At 66.5% G+C, this 18,278-nt stretch carries 18 protein-coding genes; 8 read left to right on the top strand and 10 right to left on the bottom strand.

Going from position 1 to position 18,278, the window contains the following annotated elements:
* The first annotated feature begins 216 nt into the window (after nucleotides 1–216).
* A complete protein-coding gene (locus DLM85_RS23545) occupies nucleotides 217–1,323 on the top strand; it encodes a glycosyltransferase family 2 protein (RefSeq protein ID WP_165822276.1) in 1,107 nt (368 codons plus the stop codon).
* Here the strand turns inward: DLM85_RS23545 and DLM85_RS23540 are convergent.
* The 3 genes from DLM85_RS23540 to DLM85_RS23530 are packed head-to-tail and all read right to left on the bottom strand — an operon-like array spanning nucleotide 1,320 to nucleotide 3,572.
* Nucleotides 1,320–1,895: an SAM-dependent methyltransferase gene (locus DLM85_RS23540; RefSeq protein WP_243636099.1), complete on the bottom strand. Its 576-nt coding sequence runs from the start codon at nucleotides 1,893–1,895 to the stop codon at nucleotides 1,320–1,322. The genes DLM85_RS23545 and DLM85_RS23540 overlap by 4 nt on opposite strands.
* Nucleotides 1,896–1,945: 50 nt before the next feature.
* Nucleotides 1,946–2,689, bottom strand: a complete 744-nt coding sequence (locus DLM85_RS23535; protein ID WP_111480639.1) for a PIG-L deacetylase family protein — start codon at nucleotides 2,687–2,689, stop codon at nucleotides 1,946–1,948.
* Entirely contained in the window at nucleotides 2,682–3,572 is an 891-nt protein-coding gene (locus DLM85_RS23530) for an acyl-CoA dehydrogenase family protein (RefSeq protein ID WP_243636098.1), read from the bottom strand. The genes DLM85_RS23535 and DLM85_RS23530 overlap by 8 nt, the downstream gene beginning before the upstream one ends.
* A 480-nt stretch (nucleotides 3,573–4,052) precedes the next feature.
* Here DLM85_RS23530 and DLM85_RS26315 point away from each other — a divergent pair, with 480 nt between their 5' ends.
* The 7 genes from DLM85_RS26315 to DLM85_RS23490 all read left to right on the top strand — a co-directional run bounded on the left by DLM85_RS26315 (nucleotide 4,053) and on the right by DLM85_RS23490 (nucleotide 11,630).
* On the top strand, nucleotides 4,053–5,072 hold the full coding sequence (locus DLM85_RS26315; protein ID WP_111480637.1) for a 2Fe-2S iron-sulfur cluster-binding protein: 1,020 nt from the start codon (nucleotides 4,053–4,055) through the stop codon (nucleotides 5,070–5,072).
* Nucleotides 5,073–5,085: 13 nt separating this feature from the next.
* Nucleotides 5,086–6,138 carry an FAD binding domain-containing protein gene (locus DLM85_RS23520; protein WP_111480636.1) on the top strand — a complete coding sequence of 351 codons (1,053 nt, stop codon included), beginning with the start codon at nucleotides 5,086–5,088 and terminating at the stop codon, nucleotides 6,136–6,138.
* 25 nt (nucleotides 6,139–6,163) lie between these two features.
* Nucleotides 6,164–8,416 carry a xanthine dehydrogenase family protein molybdopterin-binding subunit gene (locus tag DLM85_RS23515; RefSeq protein WP_111480635.1) on the top strand — a complete coding sequence of 751 codons (2,253 nt, stop codon included), beginning with the start codon at nucleotides 6,164–6,166 and terminating at the stop codon, nucleotides 8,414–8,416.
* A 117-nt stretch (nucleotides 8,417–8,533) separates the two neighbouring features.
* Entirely contained in the window at nucleotides 8,534–9,541 is a 1,008-nt protein-coding gene (locus DLM85_RS23510) for an SDR family oxidoreductase (protein WP_111480634.1), read from the top strand.
* 133 nt (nucleotides 9,542–9,674) lie between these two features.
* Nucleotides 9,675–9,983 carry a hypothetical protein gene (locus DLM85_RS23505; protein WP_111480633.1) on the top strand — a complete coding sequence of 103 codons (309 nt, stop codon included), beginning with the start codon at nucleotides 9,675–9,677 and terminating at the stop codon, nucleotides 9,981–9,983.
* The gene (locus tag DLM85_RS23500) at nucleotides 9,980–10,267 is read left to right on the top strand and encodes a hypothetical protein (RefSeq protein ID WP_111480632.1); all 288 of its coding nucleotides are present in this window, start codon (nucleotides 9,980–9,982) and stop codon (nucleotides 10,265–10,267) included. Before DLM85_RS23505 ends, DLM85_RS23500 begins: the two co-directional genes overlap by 4 nt.
* A 568-nt stretch (nucleotides 10,268–10,835) precedes the next feature.
* Entirely contained in the window at nucleotides 10,836–11,630 is a 795-nt protein-coding gene (locus DLM85_RS23490; protein ID WP_111480630.1) for an SDR family NAD(P)-dependent oxidoreductase, read from the top strand.
* Between the two features lie 84 nt (nucleotides 11,631–11,714).
* On the opposite strand, the gene DLM85_RS23485 is transcribed toward DLM85_RS23490, so the two are convergent.
* The 7 genes from DLM85_RS23485 to DLM85_RS25660 form a co-directional block, all read right to left on the bottom strand.
* Nucleotides 11,715–12,638 carry an alpha/beta fold hydrolase gene (locus DLM85_RS23485; RefSeq protein WP_111480629.1) on the bottom strand — a complete coding sequence of 308 codons (924 nt, stop codon included), beginning with the start codon at nucleotides 12,636–12,638 and terminating at the stop codon, nucleotides 11,715–11,717.
* An 84-nt stretch (nucleotides 12,639–12,722) separates the two neighbouring features.
* Entirely contained in the window at nucleotides 12,723–13,889 is a 1,167-nt protein-coding gene (locus tag DLM85_RS23480) for a zinc-dependent alcohol dehydrogenase (protein ID WP_111480628.1), read from the bottom strand.
* 154 nt (nucleotides 13,890–14,043) lie between these two features.
* Complete coding sequence (locus tag DLM85_RS23475) at nucleotides 14,044–14,907, bottom strand: alpha/beta fold hydrolase (protein ID WP_111480627.1); 864 nt, start codon at nucleotides 14,905–14,907, stop codon at nucleotides 14,044–14,046.
* Between the two features lie 42 nt (nucleotides 14,908–14,949).
* Nucleotides 14,950–15,498 (bottom strand): RNA polymerase sigma factor, encoded by a 549-nt coding sequence (locus DLM85_RS23470; RefSeq protein WP_111480626.1) that lies wholly within the window; start codon nucleotides 15,496–15,498, stop codon nucleotides 14,950–14,952.
* Nucleotides 15,499–15,691: 193 nt separating this feature from the next.
* On the bottom strand, nucleotides 15,692–16,426 hold the full coding sequence (locus DLM85_RS23465; RefSeq protein ID WP_111480625.1) for a LytR/AlgR family response regulator transcription factor: 735 nt from the start codon (nucleotides 16,424–16,426) through the stop codon (nucleotides 15,692–15,694).
* A gap of 17 nt (nucleotides 16,427–16,443) precedes the next feature.
* Entirely contained in the window at nucleotides 16,444–17,508 is a 1,065-nt protein-coding gene (locus tag DLM85_RS23460) for a sensor histidine kinase (RefSeq protein WP_111480624.1), read from the bottom strand.
* Between the two features lie 140 nt (nucleotides 17,509–17,648).
* A partial coding sequence (locus DLM85_RS25660) for a catalase family protein (protein WP_481249166.1) occupies nucleotides 17,649–18,278 on the bottom strand: 630 nt, incomplete at its 5' end.

The following is an 18,278-nucleotide window of genomic DNA, read 5'->3' as shown; positions in this document are numbered from 1 at the left end:
TTGCTTTCCTTGTCTGACATTATAAGGTAAAACTGCTTGGCTGCCAGCTTCCCGGATTCTGCCCCAATTCCCTTCGTTACCTGCCCGTCTAGTGGTTCTTATCCTCCGGCGTCGACCAGCAACCGGGTCCCGCCGGTTGAGCCGGCTGCCGCTTCCCCAAGGGTCGCGGTGCCGGTGCGGGTGAGTCTATTTGGGTCACTGCCCGCCACGCACTTGGTGGCCTCGGTTATTGTTCCGGCCAAAAACGAAGTAGCAACCCTGGGCCCGACGCTGGCAGCGTTGGCGGCCCAAGTGGATTTCGCCGGCCGGCCCTGGGACCCGCGCTGCTTCGAAGTGCTGGTCCTGGCCAACAACTGCAGCGACCAAACCGCAGCCGTGGCCCGGGCCTTTGCCCAAGCCCACCCCGCCTTCGCGCTGCACGTGCACGAGCTGACCTTACCGCCCGGGGAGGCCCACATCGGGCGGGCCCGGCGCCTGCTCATGGATGAGGCCTGCCACCGGCTGGAGCAGGCGGGCAACCCCCACGCTTTTCTGGTCAGCACCGACGCCGACACCTGCGTGTCGCCCACGTGGCTGGCTGCCATTCAAGCCGAGCTGCGCGCTGGAAACGACGCCGTAGGGGGGCGCATCCTGACGGGCACACCGGAAGGCAGCAAGTGCGCCGCGCGCTACCAACACCTGCGCGACACCACGTACCGGGTGCTGCGGGCTCGCCTGGAAAGCCTGGTCGACCCCGACCCGGCCGACCCGTGGCCCCGGCACCACCAGCATTTTGGGGCCAGCCTGGCCCTTACCCCGCAGGCTTACCGGCGCGTGGGCGGCCTGCCCGTGGTGCCTTACCTGGAAGACGAAGCCCTGTACCAATGCCTGCGCCGCCACGACTTGCGCGTGCGCCACAGCCCGCGGGTGCAGGCGGTGACTTCCGACCGGCGCACGGGGCGCGTAGCCGTGGGATTGTCGTGGCAGCTGCGCCAGTGGGACAGCATGCGCCAGCAGCAGCAAGAATTTCTGGTGGAGAGCCCGCAGGGGCTGCGGCTGGAATGGCAAGCCCGCAACCAGTTGCGCCGGCACTGGCAGCTCCCGCACCAGCCTTCTTTACCGAATCAAACGCTCTGCGAGCTGGCCAGCACGCTAGGAGTTTCCCGGACCGGCCTGGCCCAGCAGCTGCGCGCCGCCGATACGTTCGGGAGCCTATGGCACTGGGTGGAGCGCAGTCGGCAAGCAGCCGGGCACCAGCTGCCGCATCAGTCGCCCATCCCACTGGGTCAGGCGCTGGCCGAACTGCGGCACCTTATCCGGCAGCACGAGCAGGCTGGCAATTAGCGCTTTTCCAGCAGGTCCAACCGATACGTGGCGTGCCGCTCCCCGTGCAAGTGCTGCCAAGGACCTTGCGGCGTAGCCAGGTGCAGAAAAAAGGCGTGCACTTCGTCGCCGGTGAGGGGATAATCCGGCACGAGGGGCGTCCAGTGCACCAGCAGCAGCTGCCCGCCGGCTACCATGCGGGCGAGCAGTCCGTCCGCCACCCGCGTTAAGTCGGCCAAATCCCAGTAGTAGCCTACTTCGGAAAGCACGACCAAGTCCAGATTGTGCTGGCGGGGAAACGCCACGGGCAGAAACATCTGCTCGAATACCACTTGAGGCAAGTGCGCGCAACGCGCCTGCGCGCGCTGGAGCGGCTCCAGGGCGACGTCAACCGCCAGCAGGTGCTCGCAGCGCAGGGCCAGCTGCTCCGTCAGCACGCCCAGGGAGCAGCCCACTTCGAAGGCCTGGCCGTAGAGCGGCCGGGGTAGGGCCGCCAGGGTGTTGGCGTACTTGGCGTGCTCGTAGGGGCTGGTCTCGAAGTGCCACGGGTCCGCGTTGGCTTGGTAAACCTTCTCGAAGTAGGGGGGGGGCAAAGTATGAGGCTGCTGCTGGTTCATAGCGAGATGGTGCTTGTCTTAGTTGGCTAGCTCGCTTCCAGGTAAACCTCGTAAGGACGGGCAAAATGGGCCAGCATCTGCTCACTGAGCTGAAATCCGGTCGGGTCGTCTTCAATCAGGCCGCTGATTTGCGAGCGGTGTGCCGCGATGGCGCGCTGCTTTTGCGTGCTTACCGCGCTAATATCCAGGCGCCAGCCCTGGACTTCTCCCTGCTGCGGTAAATCGGCAGGCGCCGCCCGCTCCCAGGCCCACACCAAGTATTCCAGCAGCCGAGGCCGGACATCCAGCGCGGCCAGGGCCGCCTGCACGAGTTGACTGCTCGCGCGGTGGTCGGGGTGCGGGTCGCGCCGCCAGGGCACTACGAGGGTAGCGGGGCCCCAAGCTGTCAGAAAAGCGCTGAGCGCCTGCACACTTTGTTCAAAGCCGGGCGCCCCGGGGCCGGGCACGGCCCCATCGGGCAGCCGCAGCAGCAGACTGGCATCGGCCGCGACGCCCAGAATGCGCAACGCCTCGCTAAACTCCGCTTCCCGCAGGGCGCGGCGCGCCTCGGCGGGGTATTTTTGGGAACCTGGGTGCGACATCGTGCCGTCGCTGACCAGGATGACGGCGACGGGCAGCCCGGCCGCGCGCAGCAGCGCCAGCAGGCCGCCGCAGCCCAGCGACTCATCGTCGGCGTGCGGGGCCACCACGATGGTGCGGCCCAGGGTGCTTACCTGCGCTACCGGCAGCCAGGGCAGCGCATCCAAGGGCAGGGTAAGGGGGCTATCCATGCCAAAGGCCGTGCGCGGGGGTCGCCGCCTGCTCCAATACAAACCGGCCCGCCTCGGCCAGGGCGGCATCGGGGGCGGGCTGGCGCAAGTAGTGCGTCAGGTCCCGGTGCAGGCGCTCGAAAGGCTCGGGCCGCAGCAGCCCCCGGGCGCCCACGCTGCGCTCGGCCAGCTGCAGCACCTGCAGGCAGATGCCTTCCACAGCCGTGCGGGTCAGGTTCGCATAGGCCACGGTAGCGGCGGCCTCGGCTTCGGCGGCCGGCCGCATGGCATGGGCGGCGGCGCCGCGCAGCCACTGGTTGCCGCTTTCCACCAAGACGGCCAGCTCCCCGAAGCGCATGCGCTGGTACGGGTCATCCGTACGCCCGGCTCGGCTCAGGAAACGGCGGGCCTCGTCGAACACGGCTTCGGCGCCGCCCAGCTGCACGGCGGCAAACCGGATGGCCCCGCCGCTAAACCCCGGCTGCTGGTAGTAGTCACCGGGGGCACCAAGCAAATCATCCGGCCCGACCTCCAGCCCGGTGAAGTCCACCCGAAAGCTGGCCGTGGCCCGCATCCCCAGGGGGCGCCAGAAGGAGGCATCCAGCTGCGGAACCTGCTCATCAGCGGGCAGAATCAGCATTTGCCAGCCGCCGTCCGGCAGCGCGGCCGTGAGCAGCGGCCGGGTGACGTGGCCCGCGCCCGAGGCAAAGGTCTTGCTCCCGTGCAGCCGGTAGCGCCCGCCCGGCAAGGGCACCAGCCGTACGCCATCCTGCGCTTCGGTATTCCAAACGCCAAACAAGTGCCCCGCGGCCGCCGCCGCTGCCCACCGGACAACCTGGCCGGGGAGGCCAAAGCGCAGCAGCAGCAGCAGCGCGTTAACATGCCCTTCGTAGAGGCGACCCACGGCCAAGTTACCACGGCCGATGTGCTTTAGGGTTTGTAATAGCGCGGCCGTTTGGGACTCTGCAACCAAATCCGCGCCGCCCAACGGGGTGGGCAAGGGCGCTGGCAATAACCCCGCTTCCCGCAGCCAGGTAATTTCCTCTACGGGAAACCCACCTTCGCAATCGGACAGGCCAGCGTGTGCGGTCAACCGGGCGGAGAGACTATTTGCCGCGCTTTCCGGCGTGGGCAGGGGCGCCGAAGGCAGCAGCGGGAGGGGTGGATGAGCAAGGGCAGCGGGCAGCATATTTGCTTCAACCTAAACCTTAGGGTAGATGTTAAGCAACTGCGCGCAGTTGCCGGCTTGCATCACGTGGGGGCACCAACAGCTGGGACAATAGCTGGGACAATAGCTGGGAGCAAATGTCCTGCTCAGTGGCCGTGGAACAGTGGCAGCTAAAGTTCGTATCCTCTTGAAACTCCGCATAAGACTCTGGTGATAATGGCCGAACTAACTGACCTTTTACCAACCGGCGCCTCTGCACCGGACGCCGTGCTGTCCGATGGCTCCCGCCTGTCCGATCTGCGCGGCCGGCCCGTTATCCTGGCCTTTGCCCCCGACGAGTGGAACCCCACGCATGCCTACCAAAGCGAGATTTTTGCACGGCTCTCGCAGGAGTTTGGCGCGGGGGCCGCTTTTGTCGACACGGCCACCGAGGATTGGCACGCGCTGGACTGCCGCGGCACGTTGGCGGCACAATTTGGCGTGTGCGGCCAGCAGGCGCTGTTTCTGCTGGATGAGCACGGCATCGTGCGCTGGCAAACCGTGGTCGGGCCGGGCCAGCAGCTGCGCGCCGGCCAGGTGCTGGCGGCCCTGCAAGCCCTGCATCCGGCACCGGCCAATGGGGCAAGCGGTGAATGGGGGAGCGGGCTCTCGCGCCGCACCTTCGTCACGGCTACGCTGGCGGCAGCCGCCCTGCTATTGCTGCCCGGCTGCAGCCCCGGTGCTGACGACAAATCGGCGCCGAACGCGCAAGCGGCCGCCCGCGGCTCTGGTCAAGTAGCCGTGACGCTCACCATCAACGGCAAAACCCACCGCCTGCAGCTCGACCCGCGTGTGGCCTTGCTCGACGCGCTGCGCGAGGAGCTGCACCTGACCGGCACCAAAAAAGGCTGCGACCACGGCCAATGCGGCGCCTGCACCGTGCATTTGGACGGGCAAAGCGCCCTCTCGTGCCTTACACTAGCTGTTATGGCCCAGGGCAAGCGGATTACCACCATCGAAGGCCTGGCCAGCGGGGAGGAGCTGCACCCCCTGCAGGCGGCTTTTCTCAAACACGACGCCTTTCAGTGCGGCTACTGCACCCCGGGGCAGCTTATGGCCGCTTCGGCCCTGCTGCAGGACCCGCACACGCCGGCCGGCTCGGCCGTGGAGCTGCGCGAGGCCCTGAGCGGCAATTTGTGCCGCTGCGCCGCCTACCCCAACATCATCGCCGCCATTCAGGAAGTTCAACGCGCCTAGCCCCGCCCCGACCATGCATCCGTTCCAGTACCAGCGCGCCGAGAGTGCCGAACAAGCCGTGGCCGCGGTGGCCCCCAACCCCGCGGCCACGTTCATTGCCGGCGGCACCTCACACGTCGACTTGATGAAGGAAGACGTGCACCGCCCCGCGCTGCTGGTCGACGTATCGGCCCTGCCGCTGCGCGAGATTAGCGCGTTTGAGGGCGGGTTGCGCATCGGCGCGGGCGTATCCAACACCGCCGCGGCCTACCACGCCGACGTGCAGCGCCGCTACCCGGCGGTCAGCGAAGCCCTGCTCGCCGGGGCCTCGATGCAGATTCGCAACATGGCCACCATGGCCGGCAACCCGCTGCAGCGCACCCGCTGCCCTTACTTCCGCGACCCGACCCAGGCCTGCAACAAGCGCCAGCCGGGCTCGGGGTGCGCGGCCATTGGCGGCTACAACCACGTGCACGCCCTGTTCGGCGCCTCGGCGGCCTGCATCGCCACCCACCCCAGCGACCTGGCCGTGGCCTTGTCGGCCCTTGATGCCCGGGTGCAGACCCTGGGGCCACGCGGCCCGCGCACCATTGCCTTTCCCGAGCTGCACCGCCTGCCCGGCGACACGCCCCACCTGGACACGGTGCTGGCGCACGGCGAGTTGATTACCAGCATCGACCTGCTCGCTTTCACCGGTCGCTCCCACTACCTGAAGGTGCGGGAGCGGGCCTCGTACGCCTACGCGCTGGTGTCGTGCGCCGTGGCGCTGGAAATGAGCGGCGGCAAGCTGCAGCGGGTGCGGGTGGCGCTGGGAGGCGTGGCGCATAAGCCCTGGCGGCTGCCGGCCGTCGAGGCTATGCTTGCAGAACAGCCGCCCTCCGAGAAGCTGTTCCGGGCCGCCGCACAGGCCGCCTTTGCCGACGCCCGGCCGCTAAAGCACAACGCCTACAAAGTTCCCATGGGCCGCGACCTGCTGGTGCGGGCGCTGCTGGAAACCAGCGGCCTGCGGCCCCTGCAAGGCCCGGCCGGCACGGCCTTCGCCGCCAGCGTGGGCGGCGTGGCCGGCCAGTTGGCCGCGCCTCGTTAAATCTACTTATCCTACTTCGCGACTGATGATGCCCGCCACTGGAAAACCCCTTGACCGCGTCGACGGTCGCCTCAAAGTCACCGGCGCCGCGCGCTACACGGCCGAATGGGACGTCCCGGGTCTGGTGTACGGGGCCGTCGTGGACAGCAGCATCGCGCACGGCACGGTGCAAGCCATTGACGTGGCCGCGGCCCGCAACGCCCCGGGCGTATTGGCGGTGCTCACCCACGAAAATGCGCCTCGCCTGCAGCCGCTTCCCGACAAAGTGGGAGAGACGCAGTTCCGCGGCGAAGGGGGCATCACCGAAACCCGGCAGCCGCTGCAAAGCGCCGCCATCGAGTACGCCGGCCAGCCCTTGGCCGTGGTGGTGGCCGACACCTACGAGCGGGCCCGGCACGCGGCGACACTGGTGCGCGTCACCTACGCCGGGCAAGCGCCGCAGCTGGCCATGGCAACGGCCAGCCGCAAGACCCTGCCCGAAACGTTTTTGGGCAATAACAAGGAAAAGCTGCAGGTCACTGTCGGTAACCCTGAGGCCGCGCTGGCAGCCGCCCCGGTGCGGCTGGAAGCAGTTTACGAGTCGGCCATCACCCATCATAACCCCCTGGAGCTGCTGGCCACGATTGCGCGCTGGGAAAAGCGCGACGGTGCCGATTTTCTCACGCTCTACGACACCACCCGCGCCCTGGAAGTACTGCAGGAAGTCATGGCCACCTCGCTGGCTTTGCCCAAGGAGAGCGTGCACGTCATCTGCCCGTTTATCGGTGGCGCGTTCGGGGCCAAGGGCTGGCTCTACGCCCCGCCGCTGCTCACGGCCATGGCCGCCCGGGTGGTGGGCCGGCCGGTGAAAATCGAGTGGCGCCGCCAGGACATGTTCGCCGTGGCCGGGCAGCGGGCGGCTACCCGGCAAACCCTGACCCTGGGCGCGACGCGGGACGGCAGAATCACGGCCCTGCGCCACGATACGCTCACGCATTCTTCCCAGTCCAGCGGCTTTACCGAGCCCTGCGCCCGGGTGTCGCGCATGCTCTACGCCGTCCCTAATATGAGCTTCGCCCACCAGCTGGCCCACCTGCACCTGCCCTCGCCCTGCCCCATGCGCGGGCCCGGCGAAACCGTGGGCGGCTGGGCCCTGGAGTGTGCCATCGACGAGCTGGCCGCGAAGCTCAACCTAGACCCCGTGGAGCTGCGCCTGCGCAACTACGCCGAGAAAAACCCCGAAACCGGCAAACCCTGGTCCAGCAAGCACCTGCGCGAGTGCTACGCCCGGGGCCGGCAGCTCATCGGCTGGGACGCCCGCAACCCGCAGCCGCGCTCCATGCGCGAAGGCACGCAGCTAATTGGCTACGGCATGGCCACCACCATGTACCCGGCGGGCCGGCGCGAGGCCAAGGCCCGTGCCACCCTTTTTGCCGACGGCCGCGCCCTGGTGCAGAGTGCCACCCACGAGCTGGGCAACGGGGCCTACACCGTCTTCCGCCAAATCAGCGCCGATGCGCTGGCCCTGCCCGTCGAGCGGGTGCGGTTTGAGTTGGGGGATTCTTCGCTGCCCTCGGCGCCCACCACAGGGGGCTCCACCACCACGGCCACCGTGGGCCCGGCCGCGCAGGCGGCGGCCCAGGCGGTGCTGGAAGCCCTGAAAAGCCTGGCCGGGCGTGACCCCGCTTCCCCGCTGCACGGCGCGGCCCCCGAAGCCATCGAGGCCCGGGAGGGCCGTCTGGTGCTCAAGTCCAGCCCCGCCACCGGCGAGGAGTACGGCGCGATTCTGCGGCGGACCAAGCTGCCTTCCCTCGTGGCCACGGACGGCGCCAAGCCGGGGGAGGAGCGCGAAAAGTATTCGTTTTACTCGTTTGGGGCCGTGTTTGCCCAGGTGCGGGTGGACGAGGCCAGCGGCACGCTTCGCGTGGCCCGCCTCTGCGGGGTGTACGACGTGGGCCGGCTGATGAACCCCAAAACGGCGCACTCGCAGATAATCGGCGGCATGGCCATGGGCCTGGGTGCCACGCTCATGGAAGCCACGCACTACGATGCGCGCACCGGCCGCGCGGTGGTGCGCAACCTGGCCGACTACCACGTGCCCAGTATGGCCGATACGCCCGACATGCAGGTGGAGTGGCTGGGCATCCCCGACCCGCACATCAGCGAGCTGGGCGCCCGCGGCATCGGCGAGATTGGCTGCGTGGGCACGGCGGCGGCCATTACCAACGCGGTGTTTCACGCCACGGGCCGGCGCCTGCGCTCTTTGCCGCTCACCCCGGACAAACTGGTGAACAGCTAGCTGACCGTCGCCGTAGCTGGCCCCTCACCGCCCGAAGCTACTTCACCGTTTTATCCTTTCTCCACATCCAGCAACGATTACCTCCAACAACGTTTCACCTACAATCAGGTAGTGCATATGAAAAACGAGCATAAAATCAGCCGGCGCAAGGTGTTGAGCGGATTGGGAGCGGGATTGGCGGCCGCAGCGGTGGCGCCGGTGTTTGGGGCCGAAGGAGCCACGACCTCGGCAGAGGCGGCTGCGGAGCCGCTGCAGGACCCCACCAGCAAGTTTCCCAAACCACCGTTCAAGGCGCAGTCGCAGCCCTGGCCGGGCCTGGCCAGCAAGATGGAGCCCCGGCCCGACCACGGCGAAACCAGCTACAAGGGCTCGGGGCGGCTGGCTGGCCGCAAGGCCTTGATTACCGGGGGCGACTCGGGCATGGGCCGGGCCGCGGCCATTGCCTACGCCCGCGAGGGCGCCGACGTGGCCATCAACTACCTGCCCGCCGAAGAAGCCGATGCCCAGGAAGTCATTGCCCTGATTAAAAAGGAAGGGCGCAAGGCGTTGGCCATTCCGGGGGATTTGCGCGACGAGGCCTTTTGCCAGCGCCTGGTCAACGAGGCCGTGCGGGGGCTGGGCGGGCTCGACATCCTGGTCAACAACGCCGCGCGCCAGCAAACCAAGCCGTCCATTCTGGATATCTCCTCTGCCGACTTTGACGCAACGATGAAAACCAACATTTACGCGCCCTTTTGGCTTACCAAAGCGGCTTTGCCCCATCTCAAGCCGGGCGCGGCCATCATCAGCACCACCTCGGAGCAGGCCTACGACCCTTCGGCCGAGCTGCACGACTACGCCATGACCAAGGCGGCCAACATGAGCTACGTCAAGTCACTGGCCAAGCAGCTGGGCCCGAAAGGCATTCGCGTGAACGGCGTGGCGCCGGGCCCCATCTGGACGCCCTTGCAGGTGAGCGGCGGTGCCACTCAGGAAAAGCTCAAAAAGTTTGGCGGCGACACGCCCCTGGGCCGGCCCGGGCAGCCGGTGGAGTTGGCCTCCATTTACGTGCAGCTGGCGGCCAGCGACGCCAGCTACGCTACCGGCCAGGTGTACGGCGCCGGCGGCGGGGGCGGCCAGCCTTAACAGCTCGGCTTTCCAGCCCCAAACAAAGCGGGTCGAAAAGCGCTTTTCGGCCCGCCTGTACTTTCCGCCTTTTTCTCTTACCAGACCTTCGCGGCACTCGTCTTGGAGCAGTACCGCCCTCTAGCCGACTGCTGTGCCTGACTGTACCTCCACGGCCCTTGCGCGGGCCTATATCGAGCCGGCCGGCTCCACGGCCGAGCTGCTGCTGCTCATCCAATTTTCATACCAGCCCAGCATCGTGTGGGAGTGGGACTTCCCCTACCTGCTGTGGAACGAGTGGGGAATCGGTAAAACCGCGACCTGGCTGGGGGAGCAGTTTCGTCAGCTCGATGCTGCCACGTTTGACGCGGTGGGCGGCGAAGTGCTCCGGGCCTTGCGGCAGGCGCTGGCCCTGCACCAGCGCTACTACGGCGCCGCGTGGCTTGCGCCGGCCCGGGCATGAGCGCCCCGGCTTTTTACATCGTGCGGGCCACGGCCCACGTCGCCAGCGGACAGGTCACCGTTTGGGTCGGGCGGCGTACGCCCGCCGGGCCCCATGTGTGGCGCTGGGAAGTACTGCGGGTGCTGTGGCAATCGATGGGCACCGCCGAGACGGCCCGCTGGGTGGCCCGTGAATACCACCAAGCTTATCCCGAGGCGGCCGCCGAGATTGAGCCCCGGGCCTTGGCCGCTGCCGTAGCTCAAGCCCTGGCGGTGGTAGAGCCGCTGTACCAGCCGGGAGCCTAATCCAGTCCAGGATTTCTTTACCGCCGGCGCTGCTATTTCTCCTACCTGGTTCTGTCTTGCCCCATGATGTACCCGCTCTGGCTACTGGCCTTGCCCTTGTATGGGGCATGGTACTGCCTCCGCCGACTGAGCGGGCCGGCAACACCCAGCCGGGCCGCTTATGCCGGCCTGGTTGGCAGTGTAACGGGCCTGCTCCTGCTGGGCCTGATGCTCGGTTGGGGCGTGGTGGACGCTGCACCCGGGCACATACCCTGGGGGCTGTGGGGATGGCTGGGGGTGCTGCTCTGGTGTGCCTTGTAGCCTAGCCTGCAGGTTCTGCTTCGTTTTTATAGTAGGGCGAGGCTGTAGCGTGGCCTACTGTGGCTGGCCGATGCCCTGGCCCTGGCCTGGGTAATTCGGCACTGGGTGTAGTCCCAGGCGACGGCCGGCAGCCCCGGTACGCCCTTCAGGCGCACTCCCCGCAAGTAATCGTAACCTTCGGGCAGACTGCGGGGTAAGAATTTCCAACCCTCCTAGCGACTTGCTTACTGATTTAGGTCTTCCTCCACTTCTTACCAATCTCAACCTTATGGCCAACCAAACCGTCCTGATTACCGGTGCGTCCAGCGGCATCGGCTTTGAACTTGCCCGCTGCTTTGCCCGCGACGGCTACCGACTTATCCTCTCGGCCCGTCCCGGCGGTGACCTGGAGCAAGCCGCGCAGAACATCCAGCAGGAATTTGCCGGCGTGCAAACCGTTGTTATCCCTGCCGATTTGAGCACCCACGAGGGGCCGCTGCACCTGTTCGAGGAAACCCAGCGCCAGGGCCTGCAGGTCGACGTACTGGTCAACGACGCCGGCTTTGGCGAGGCGGGGTTGTTTGTGGAAACCGATTTGCAAAAGGAGATGGGCATCGTGCACGTGAACGTGCTGGCGCTGATGACGCTCACCAAGCTCTTCCTGCGCGAAATGACCACCCGCAACGCCGGCAAAATTCTGCAGCTGGGCTCAGTAGTCTCGTTCCTGCCTAACCCGCGCCAGGCCGTGTACGCCGCCACCAAAGCCTTCGTGCTGAGCTTCTCTGAGGCCCTGCAGCAGGAGCTCAAGGAAATGAAGTCCGACGTGACGATGACTATCCTGTGCCCCCCGGCTACGGAAACCGACTTTTTCCGCGTGGCCAACGCCGAAGACACCAAGGTGGGCCAAAGCAAGAAAGCCACGGCCCAGGAAGTGGCTGAAGGCGGCTATAAGGGCCTGCTAAACGGCGAAGCCCGGGTGCTGCCCACCTTCGGGGCCAAGATGAACTTTGCCTCCAGCGTGTTCTTCCCCGACTCCATGCTGGCCACCATGATGAACATGCAGATGCAGCCGGAAAGCAAGTAGTAGCGCTGCCTTATTGACCGCAAAAAGCCCGGCCAGAATTCTGGGCGGGCTTTTTGCTACTTGGCTTGTGGCCTTCCCGGTCGGTCAGCGCTGCCGGCGCAGCAGCCAGAGTGCGCCGGCGACGACCAGTAGCCCGGCGGCAGCGACAGCCGCTCCCGGTAGTGCGCGGGTCTTCATCGGCCGCCGGTCCGCCGCAGCAATGTCCTCGTCGCGAAACGACTGCCGGGACACACTGGCCAGAATCAGGCGCACAGTTTCGGCGGGCTGGTCCCACTGGGGAAAGTGCCCGCTGTCGGCAAACCAGTACAGGCGGGCATCGGGAAATGCGGCCAGGGCCCGCGGCGCCTGGCCGGGCAAACACACCCGGTCGTGCCGCCCCCAGCCAATGACGAGCGGGGCCGGCAAACTGCCTTTTGCGGCGCCCTGCTGTACCTCGCCGTGCGCCAGCGCGTCCAGCAATTCCGCAAAGACGGGCGTGTGGGCCAGGGAGTGCATTTCTTCCTGCGCCAGCTGAGCATCCACGGCCCAGGGCCGGGCCGAAAACTGGGGCAGCAGCGCCGTGCGCCCCGCCGCCGAGTGCATCAGCGTGGGCATCACCGGCTGCAGGGCCGTCACCAGCTTTTGCGACAGGGCCACGGAATGGTAGAAGAACGGCACCTCCCAACCTTCCCAGAAGCCGCCCGGGTCCAGCGACACCACGGCGCCCAGCACCCCGCCGCGCCGGGCCAGCTCCAGCACCAGCCGGGCGCCCATGGAGCTGCCCACCGCGTCGATGCCCAGCAGGCCCTGCTCGGCCAGAAAGGCCGTCAGCGCATCGGCCAGCGTGCCGATGGTGTGCGGCCCCGCCAGCGGCGGCGACGCCCCGTGCCCGGGCAAGTCCACGGCGATGACCTCGTGCTCGGCCGCCAGGGCGTCGAGAATCGTGCTCCAGGAGCGGCAGCTGCCGCCAATGCCGTGAACCAGGAGCAGGGGCGAGCCGGAGCCCCGCCGGATGAAATGAAGTGCCATAGCAAAAGAGAACAAGCTGCCCGGCCGCCACACGGGCCGCCAAGCTGTAACGTAAAGGGCCGCCGAACGGCCCAAATCGGCTGGCTACGCGCCGGGCGTGAGCACCACCTTGGTGCAGTTGTCCTTTTTGTGGCGGAAAATGTCGTAGCCGTGGGGGGCCTGCGAGAGGGGCAGGCGGTGGGAGATGATGTCGTCGAGGCGCACGTCGCCGTTGGCCACGTGTTGCAACAGCTTGTCGATGTGCTTGTGCGCGGGGGCCTGGCCGCCCTGCATGATGATGCCCTTGTCGAAGAACTGGTGGATGGGAAAGTTGTCGAAGGGCGAGGAGTATACGCCCAGCACCGACACGAAGCCGCCACGGCGCACGGCGCTCATGCAGGCCAGCAAGACCTTGTCGGAGCCTTTCTCCAGGTTCACAACGGCCTTGGCCCGGTCGAGCAGGCTGCGGTCGGGCTCGAAGCCCACGGCTTCCACGCACACGTGCGCGCCGTAGCCGCCCGACATGCTGCGGATGGCGTCCACGACCTGCTGGTGGTCTTCCCACAAAATACCCTCGGCGTTGGCGGCTTTCTTGGCCAAATCCAGCCGGTACTGCTGGGTATCGACGATGATGACGCGCGAGGCCCCGCGCAGCCAGGCTGACTTAGCGGCCATGATGCCTACGGGGCCCGAGCCGAAAATGGCCACGATTTCGCCGCCCTTCACATTCGCCCAGTCAATACCGGAATAGCCGGTGGGGAAGATGTCAGTGAGAAACAGCACCTGCTCGTCGGTAAGGTTGTCGGGTACTTTGCGGGGGCCAAAGTCGGCGTAGGGCACGCGGGCGTATTCGGCCTGGCCGCCATCGTAGCCGCCATACAAATCCGTGTAGCCGAATAAAGCGCCGCCTTTCTCCGTGAGCAGGCCGCCCTCGGGGCCGTAGTGCTCGGGGTTAGAGTTTTCGCAGTGGCCGGGCAGCTCGTGGTTACAGAACAGGCAGTGGCCGCAGGCAATGGGGAAGGGTACCACCACCCGGTCGCCGCGCTTGAGGTTGCTCACGCCCTTGCCTACTTCCTCCACAATGCCCATGAACTCGTGGCCCAGCGTCATGGGGCGGGGCTGCGGGATGCTGCCGTTGTAGATGTGCAGGTCGGACCCGCAAATGGCCGTGCTCGTGACGCGGATGATGGCGTCGCGGTCGTCCTGGATGGTGGGGTCGTCGACCGTGTCAACGCGCACGTCGCGCATGCCGTGGATTCGGAGGGCTTTCATGGAAAAAGTGGGTTGAAGATGAGAAGTAAGGGCTGATGGGCAAGAAACTTACTGTACGTGGCGCAAGGCGAAAAAGGGTGCGGCTTGCTCCGACGCGCTAAAAAAAAGTCCGGCCCTGCACGCAGAGCCGGACCTGGGGAGCAGCGCCGGGCCGTTAACTGACCTGCCCGCCGCGCACCTCCGTGCCGGTGACAAAGTCAATCAGGTCGCGGTTGAGCTTTTCTTTCTCGGTGATGAACAACCCGTGCGGGGCGTCGCTGTAGGTGATGTAAGTGGCGTGGGGCAGGTGGTTTTTCATCCGGTCGCCGCTGTTTTTGATGGGCACCGTCTTATCGTCTTCGCCGTGAATTACCAGCGCGGGCACCCGGATGCCGGCCAAATCGGGACGGAAGTCGGTTTCGGCAAAGGCGTGGGCGCAGGCTACCGTGGCTTGGTGCGAGCCGAGCGAGGCCATGCCAAACGACCAGTCCAGCACGGCCTGGCTGACGGGCTTGCTCAGCGCCCCTTCGCCGTAGAACTGCTTGCCGAAGGTCTGCAGGAAGTCGAACCGGTCCTTGGCCAGGTTCTGCTGGATGTCGTCGAAGGTAGACTTGTCCACGCCGTCGGGGTTGTCGTCGGTTTTGAGCAGATAGGGCGTCACCGAGGAAACGAATACGACCTTGGCCACGCGGGCGCCGCCGTGGCGGCTCATGTAGCGGGCCACCTCGCCGCCGCCCATGGAAAAGCCCACCAGCGTCACGTTCTGCAAGTTCAGCGTGTCGAGCACGGCCTTCAAATCGTCGGCCAGCGTGTCGTAGTCGTAGCCCTCGAAGGGCTGGGAGGAGTTGCCGAAGCCGCGGCGGGTATAGGCAATGGCGCGAATGCCGTGCTTGGGCAGTTCGCCCAGCTGGTAGGTCCAGGCCTCGTGGCACTGGGGCCAGCCGTGGATGAGCACCACCGGGGCACCGGAGCCTTGGTCGGTGTAGTGCAGCTTGATGTCTTCGCCGTTGGCATCCTGGCCGACTTTGATGTAGCTCATGTAAGAAAAGGTAAGGGGTGAAAAAATGGATTAAACTTCTTGCTATGCTTCCTGCAACCGGCCGGCCAGCTCCTTTAAGGCCTGCCGCGCCCGGGTCTTGACCGTGCCCAGCGGCCACCCCAGCGTTTCAGCGGCCTCCTCCTGAGTACAGCCCCCGAAGTAGAGCAGGTCCAGTACGCACTGGTAGTGCGGGCGCAGCTGCCCGGGCCAGTCGGCCACGCCGATGTGCTCGGTCTGAAACCCCGGAATGCTCAGCAGGTGCGCTTCCAGGCTTTCGTGAAGGGAATCGGTGCGCTGGCTGCGACCGCGCTGGACGCGCATGTGGTCGATGGCCGCGTGCTTGCACACGTTTAGGGCCCAGGTATAGAGGCGGCCCCGCGCGGGGTTGTATTGCGCAAAGGCAAACCAGATTTTAATCATGCTCTCCTGCAGCACGTCCTCGGCCGCGGCCTGGTGCCGTACCAGCCGGTGAATGACATGGAAGAGGCTCAGCGCGTACCGGTCATAGAACAGGGCCATGGCCGCTTCGTCGCGGCCGCGCAGGCGCTGGACCAGGTCCTGCTCCGTGTCAGCATAAGTAGAAGTTGGCATGTGCAAAACGGTAGCGGCAAACGGGTATGGCCGCAACCGGCTGTTTCCCTTCGCCTGGGTTAGGTCGCGGCCGTTTGGCCCGGACATAGCTGTGCATACGCCGGATGGGCCGGCGCGTGGGCTATTGTGGGACGAGTAGGACTATTTGCGGGATGAATGGCACGCCCTACACTTGCAAAAAGCTTTCTTCGGCTTAGAGCGCAAACCCTTTTAGAAAGCGCTGGATATTCTCGGCGTAGCCGCGCGAGGAAGTCAGGTGAGTGCCGTCTTGTAGGGTCAGCAAGTACTCGCCGCGGGTCCAGGGACGCAGGTCCTTGAGGTAGCGGGTGTTGACGACCAGCGAGCGGTGCACGCGCAGAAAGCTGTTGGGGTCAAGTCGGTTTTCGAGCTGGCCGAGCGTGGCGCGCAACTGGTGCTGCCGCCCGTCGGCGTGCAGGGTGACGTAGTTGCCGCGGGCTTCCAGGTACTGCACCTGCTCGGCCGCCACGAAGTAGTAGTGCCCGGGCTGCTTGACCAGCAGCTGCTCAGCCGGCGGCGCGGGATGTGGCCGGCGCTGGGCCAGCAGGCGGCGCAGGTGGGCCAGGCACTCGTGGAACCGCTCCTCGTCCAGGGGTTTGAGCAGGTAGTCCACGGCGTGGGTTTCGAAGGCCTGCAGCGTGTACTGGTCGTAGGCCGTCACGAACACCACCAGCGGCCAGGGCCCGTCGCCCTCCAGTTGGCGCAACACTTGCACCCCGCTCAGGTCGGGCATCTGCACGTCCAGGAACACCACGTCCACGGCCGGGCCCTGCTGCAGGGCGGCAAGGGCTTCCGCGCCGTTGCGGCACTCCCCGTGCACGGCAAAGTCCGTCGTCTCGCCCAGCAGCTGGGCCAGGCGCCGACGGGCCAGGGGTTCGTCGTCGACAAGCAGGGTACGGAAGGGTTCCAACAGCGAAGCGGGTAAGGTTAGGCAGTAGTAATGAAGGGCAAATCCAGCCAGACGGTGAAGCCCTGGCCTGCGCCCGTATCGATGCGCAGGCTGGCCCCAGCTCCGTGCAGGGCGCGCAGCCGGTCCTCGGTGTTGCGCAGGCCGATGCCCCAGGCGCCGTCAAAGCCGGGTGCCCCCGGCCCGTCGTCGTACACGCCCAGTTGCAACCGCTCGCCCTGCCGCGTGGCCCGCAGGCAGACGGTTCCGCCGTCGGGGTTGCGGGCAATGCCGTGGCGCACGGCGTTTTCCACCAGCGGCTGCAGCAACAGGCTCGGCACCAGCGCGGGGCGAGTTTCCGGGTCCACCTCGTAGCAGAGCGTGAGCCGGTCGCTGAAGCGAATCTGCTCGATTTCCAGGTACAGGGCCGTGAACTGCAGCTCCTGCTCCAGGGTAACCTGCTGGGCGTCGGAGTGGTCGAGCACCACGCGCAGAAACTGTCCCAGCTTGCCCATCATGCGCTGCCCGGCCTTGGGGTCGTCGCCGGTCAGGGCGGCAATGGCGTTGAGGGCGTTAAAGAGGAAGTGGGGCTTGAGCTGCATCTTCAGCGCCTGTAGCTGCGCCTGCACCAGCTGGGTTTCCAGGCGGGCCGCTTCCAGGCTGCGGTGGCGGTACCGGTCGGAGTACTCCAGGGCGTAGGCGGCCAGCAGCAGCATCCAGTACATGGGCACCCACACGTTGAGCGAGGACACGATGGCGGCCCAGCTCACCTCCGTGCCGGGCACGGCCAGCAGGCGCAGCACCAGCACATACACGGCCCGGTAGCCCACCGTCAGCGCGACCCCGGCCGCGACGTGCACCAGGAGCTTGACCAATAAGCCGCGGCGGCCAGCCGTCAGGTCGAAGCGGGACGCCAGGGCAAACACCACCGGCGTAAGCAGCGCCCAGAGCAGGCTGTGCAGCAGCGGGCTCAGCACTACGGTGCGCCAGTGCACGGCCGCGCCCCGGCTAACCGCCTGGCCGTAGACAAGCCCCATCATGAACAGGGCAAACAACAGCCAGGCCAGCGCGATGCGTCCCCATTTCATGCGTTCCAGGTGCAGCATAACCGACAGGTTAGACAACTCGGAGTTGCCAAAAGGTGAATCAACGGCCCGGCCCCGGCCAGGGTTGGCCAGCCCGGGGGCACGCGGCAGGCAGCGCCTCCGGTTGGCTTCCGGTCTGCTACTGCCCCGACGGCGCGAGCTTAGTGAGGCAGCTCATTGATGTCGCGGGGCTCCAGGCGGGGCTGGGCGTTCATGCGGTGGCGGTAGGCCGTGGAGGTTTCGTAGGCCTTGATGCGGGCCCGGTTGATGGAGCCCAGCGGCAGGTGCTCGGGCAGGCAGTGAAACGGATTAAACGAAAGCACATCATCGGCGAAGGCCCGGCGGGCGGGGCTGAAGGCATCCTGGGCCGGAATAACGATTTTGCCCAGGGGCTGGTAGGGGCTCTGGTTCTGGGGCCAGTCTACAGCGGCGTCTTCCACGGGCATAGCCTGCAGGTCGGTGCAGAGCTGGGCGCGCAGCTCATACTCGGCGCCCTGGGCGCGGAAGAAGTCCACCACCAGGTCGCGCCAGCCGGCTTGGTCGGTAATCTTCACCTGCTCGCCGGCCAGCGCCTGCACGTTAGCTGAGAGCGGGGCCACGCTGATTTTCGACACGTAGTCGCCGAAGCGGATGGCGCCGAGCGTGGTAAAGGTTTCGCCCAGGAGGTGGTTGTGAGGGTGGGGCGGCACCACCAGCGGAATTTCCTTCTTAATACCCACGGCATCAAGGGCTTGATTCACCAGCGTGCCGGCCTCGGTCAGGAGCGTGGTGACCACCTCCGGGGCATGGAT

The organism is Hymenobacter edaphi (assembly GCF_003258365.1).
GTDB classification, from domain to species: Bacteria; Bacteroidota; Bacteroidia; order Cytophagales; family Hymenobacteraceae; genus Solirubrum; species Solirubrum edaphi.
This window is presented reverse-complemented; position numbering and strand designations above follow the sequence as displayed.

What these genes read in the sequence shown, in the direction of transcription:
- DLM85_RS23535 (WP_111480639.1), bottom strand. Translation starts at nt 2,689, where the DNA reads ATGGATAGCCCCCTTACCCTGCCCTTGGATGCGCTGCCCTGGCTGCCG.
- DLM85_RS26315 (WP_111480637.1), top strand. Translation starts at nt 4,053, where the DNA reads ATGGCCGAACTAACTGACCTTTTACCAACCGGCGCCTCTGCACCGGAC.
- DLM85_RS23520 (WP_111480636.1), top strand. Translation starts at nt 5,086, where the DNA reads ATGCATCCGTTCCAGTACCAGCGCGCCGAGAGTGCCGAACAAGCCGTG.
- DLM85_RS23515 (WP_111480635.1), top strand. Translation starts at nt 6,164, where the DNA reads ATGATGCCCGCCACTGGAAAACCCCTTGACCGCGTCGACGGTCGCCTC.
- DLM85_RS23510 (WP_111480634.1), top strand. Translation starts at nt 8,534, where the DNA reads ATGAAAAACGAGCATAAAATCAGCCGGCGCAAGGTGTTGAGCGGATTG.
- DLM85_RS23500 (WP_111480632.1), top strand. Translation starts at nt 9,980, where the DNA reads ATGAGCGCCCCGGCTTTTTACATCGTGCGGGCCACGGCCCACGTCGCC.
- DLM85_RS23490 (WP_111480630.1), top strand. Translation starts at nt 10,836, where the DNA reads ATGGCCAACCAAACCGTCCTGATTACCGGTGCGTCCAGCGGCATCGGC.
- DLM85_RS23485 (WP_111480629.1), bottom strand. Translation starts at nt 12,638, where the DNA reads ATGGCACTTCATTTCATCCGGCGGGGCTCCGGCTCGCCCCTGCTCCTG.
- DLM85_RS23480 (WP_111480628.1), bottom strand. Translation starts at nt 13,889, where the DNA reads ATGAAAGCCCTCCGAATCCACGGCATGCGCGACGTGCGCGTTGACACG.
- DLM85_RS23475 (WP_111480627.1), bottom strand. Translation starts at nt 14,907, where the DNA reads ATGAGCTACATCAAAGTCGGCCAGGATGCCAACGGCGAAGACATCAAG.
- DLM85_RS23470 (WP_111480626.1), bottom strand. Translation starts at nt 15,498, where the DNA reads ATGCCAACTTCTACTTATGCTGACACGGAGCAGGACCTGGTCCAGCGC.
- DLM85_RS23460 (WP_111480624.1), bottom strand. Translation starts at nt 17,508, where the DNA reads ATGCTGCACCTGGAACGCATGAAATGGGGACGCATCGCGCTGGCCTGG.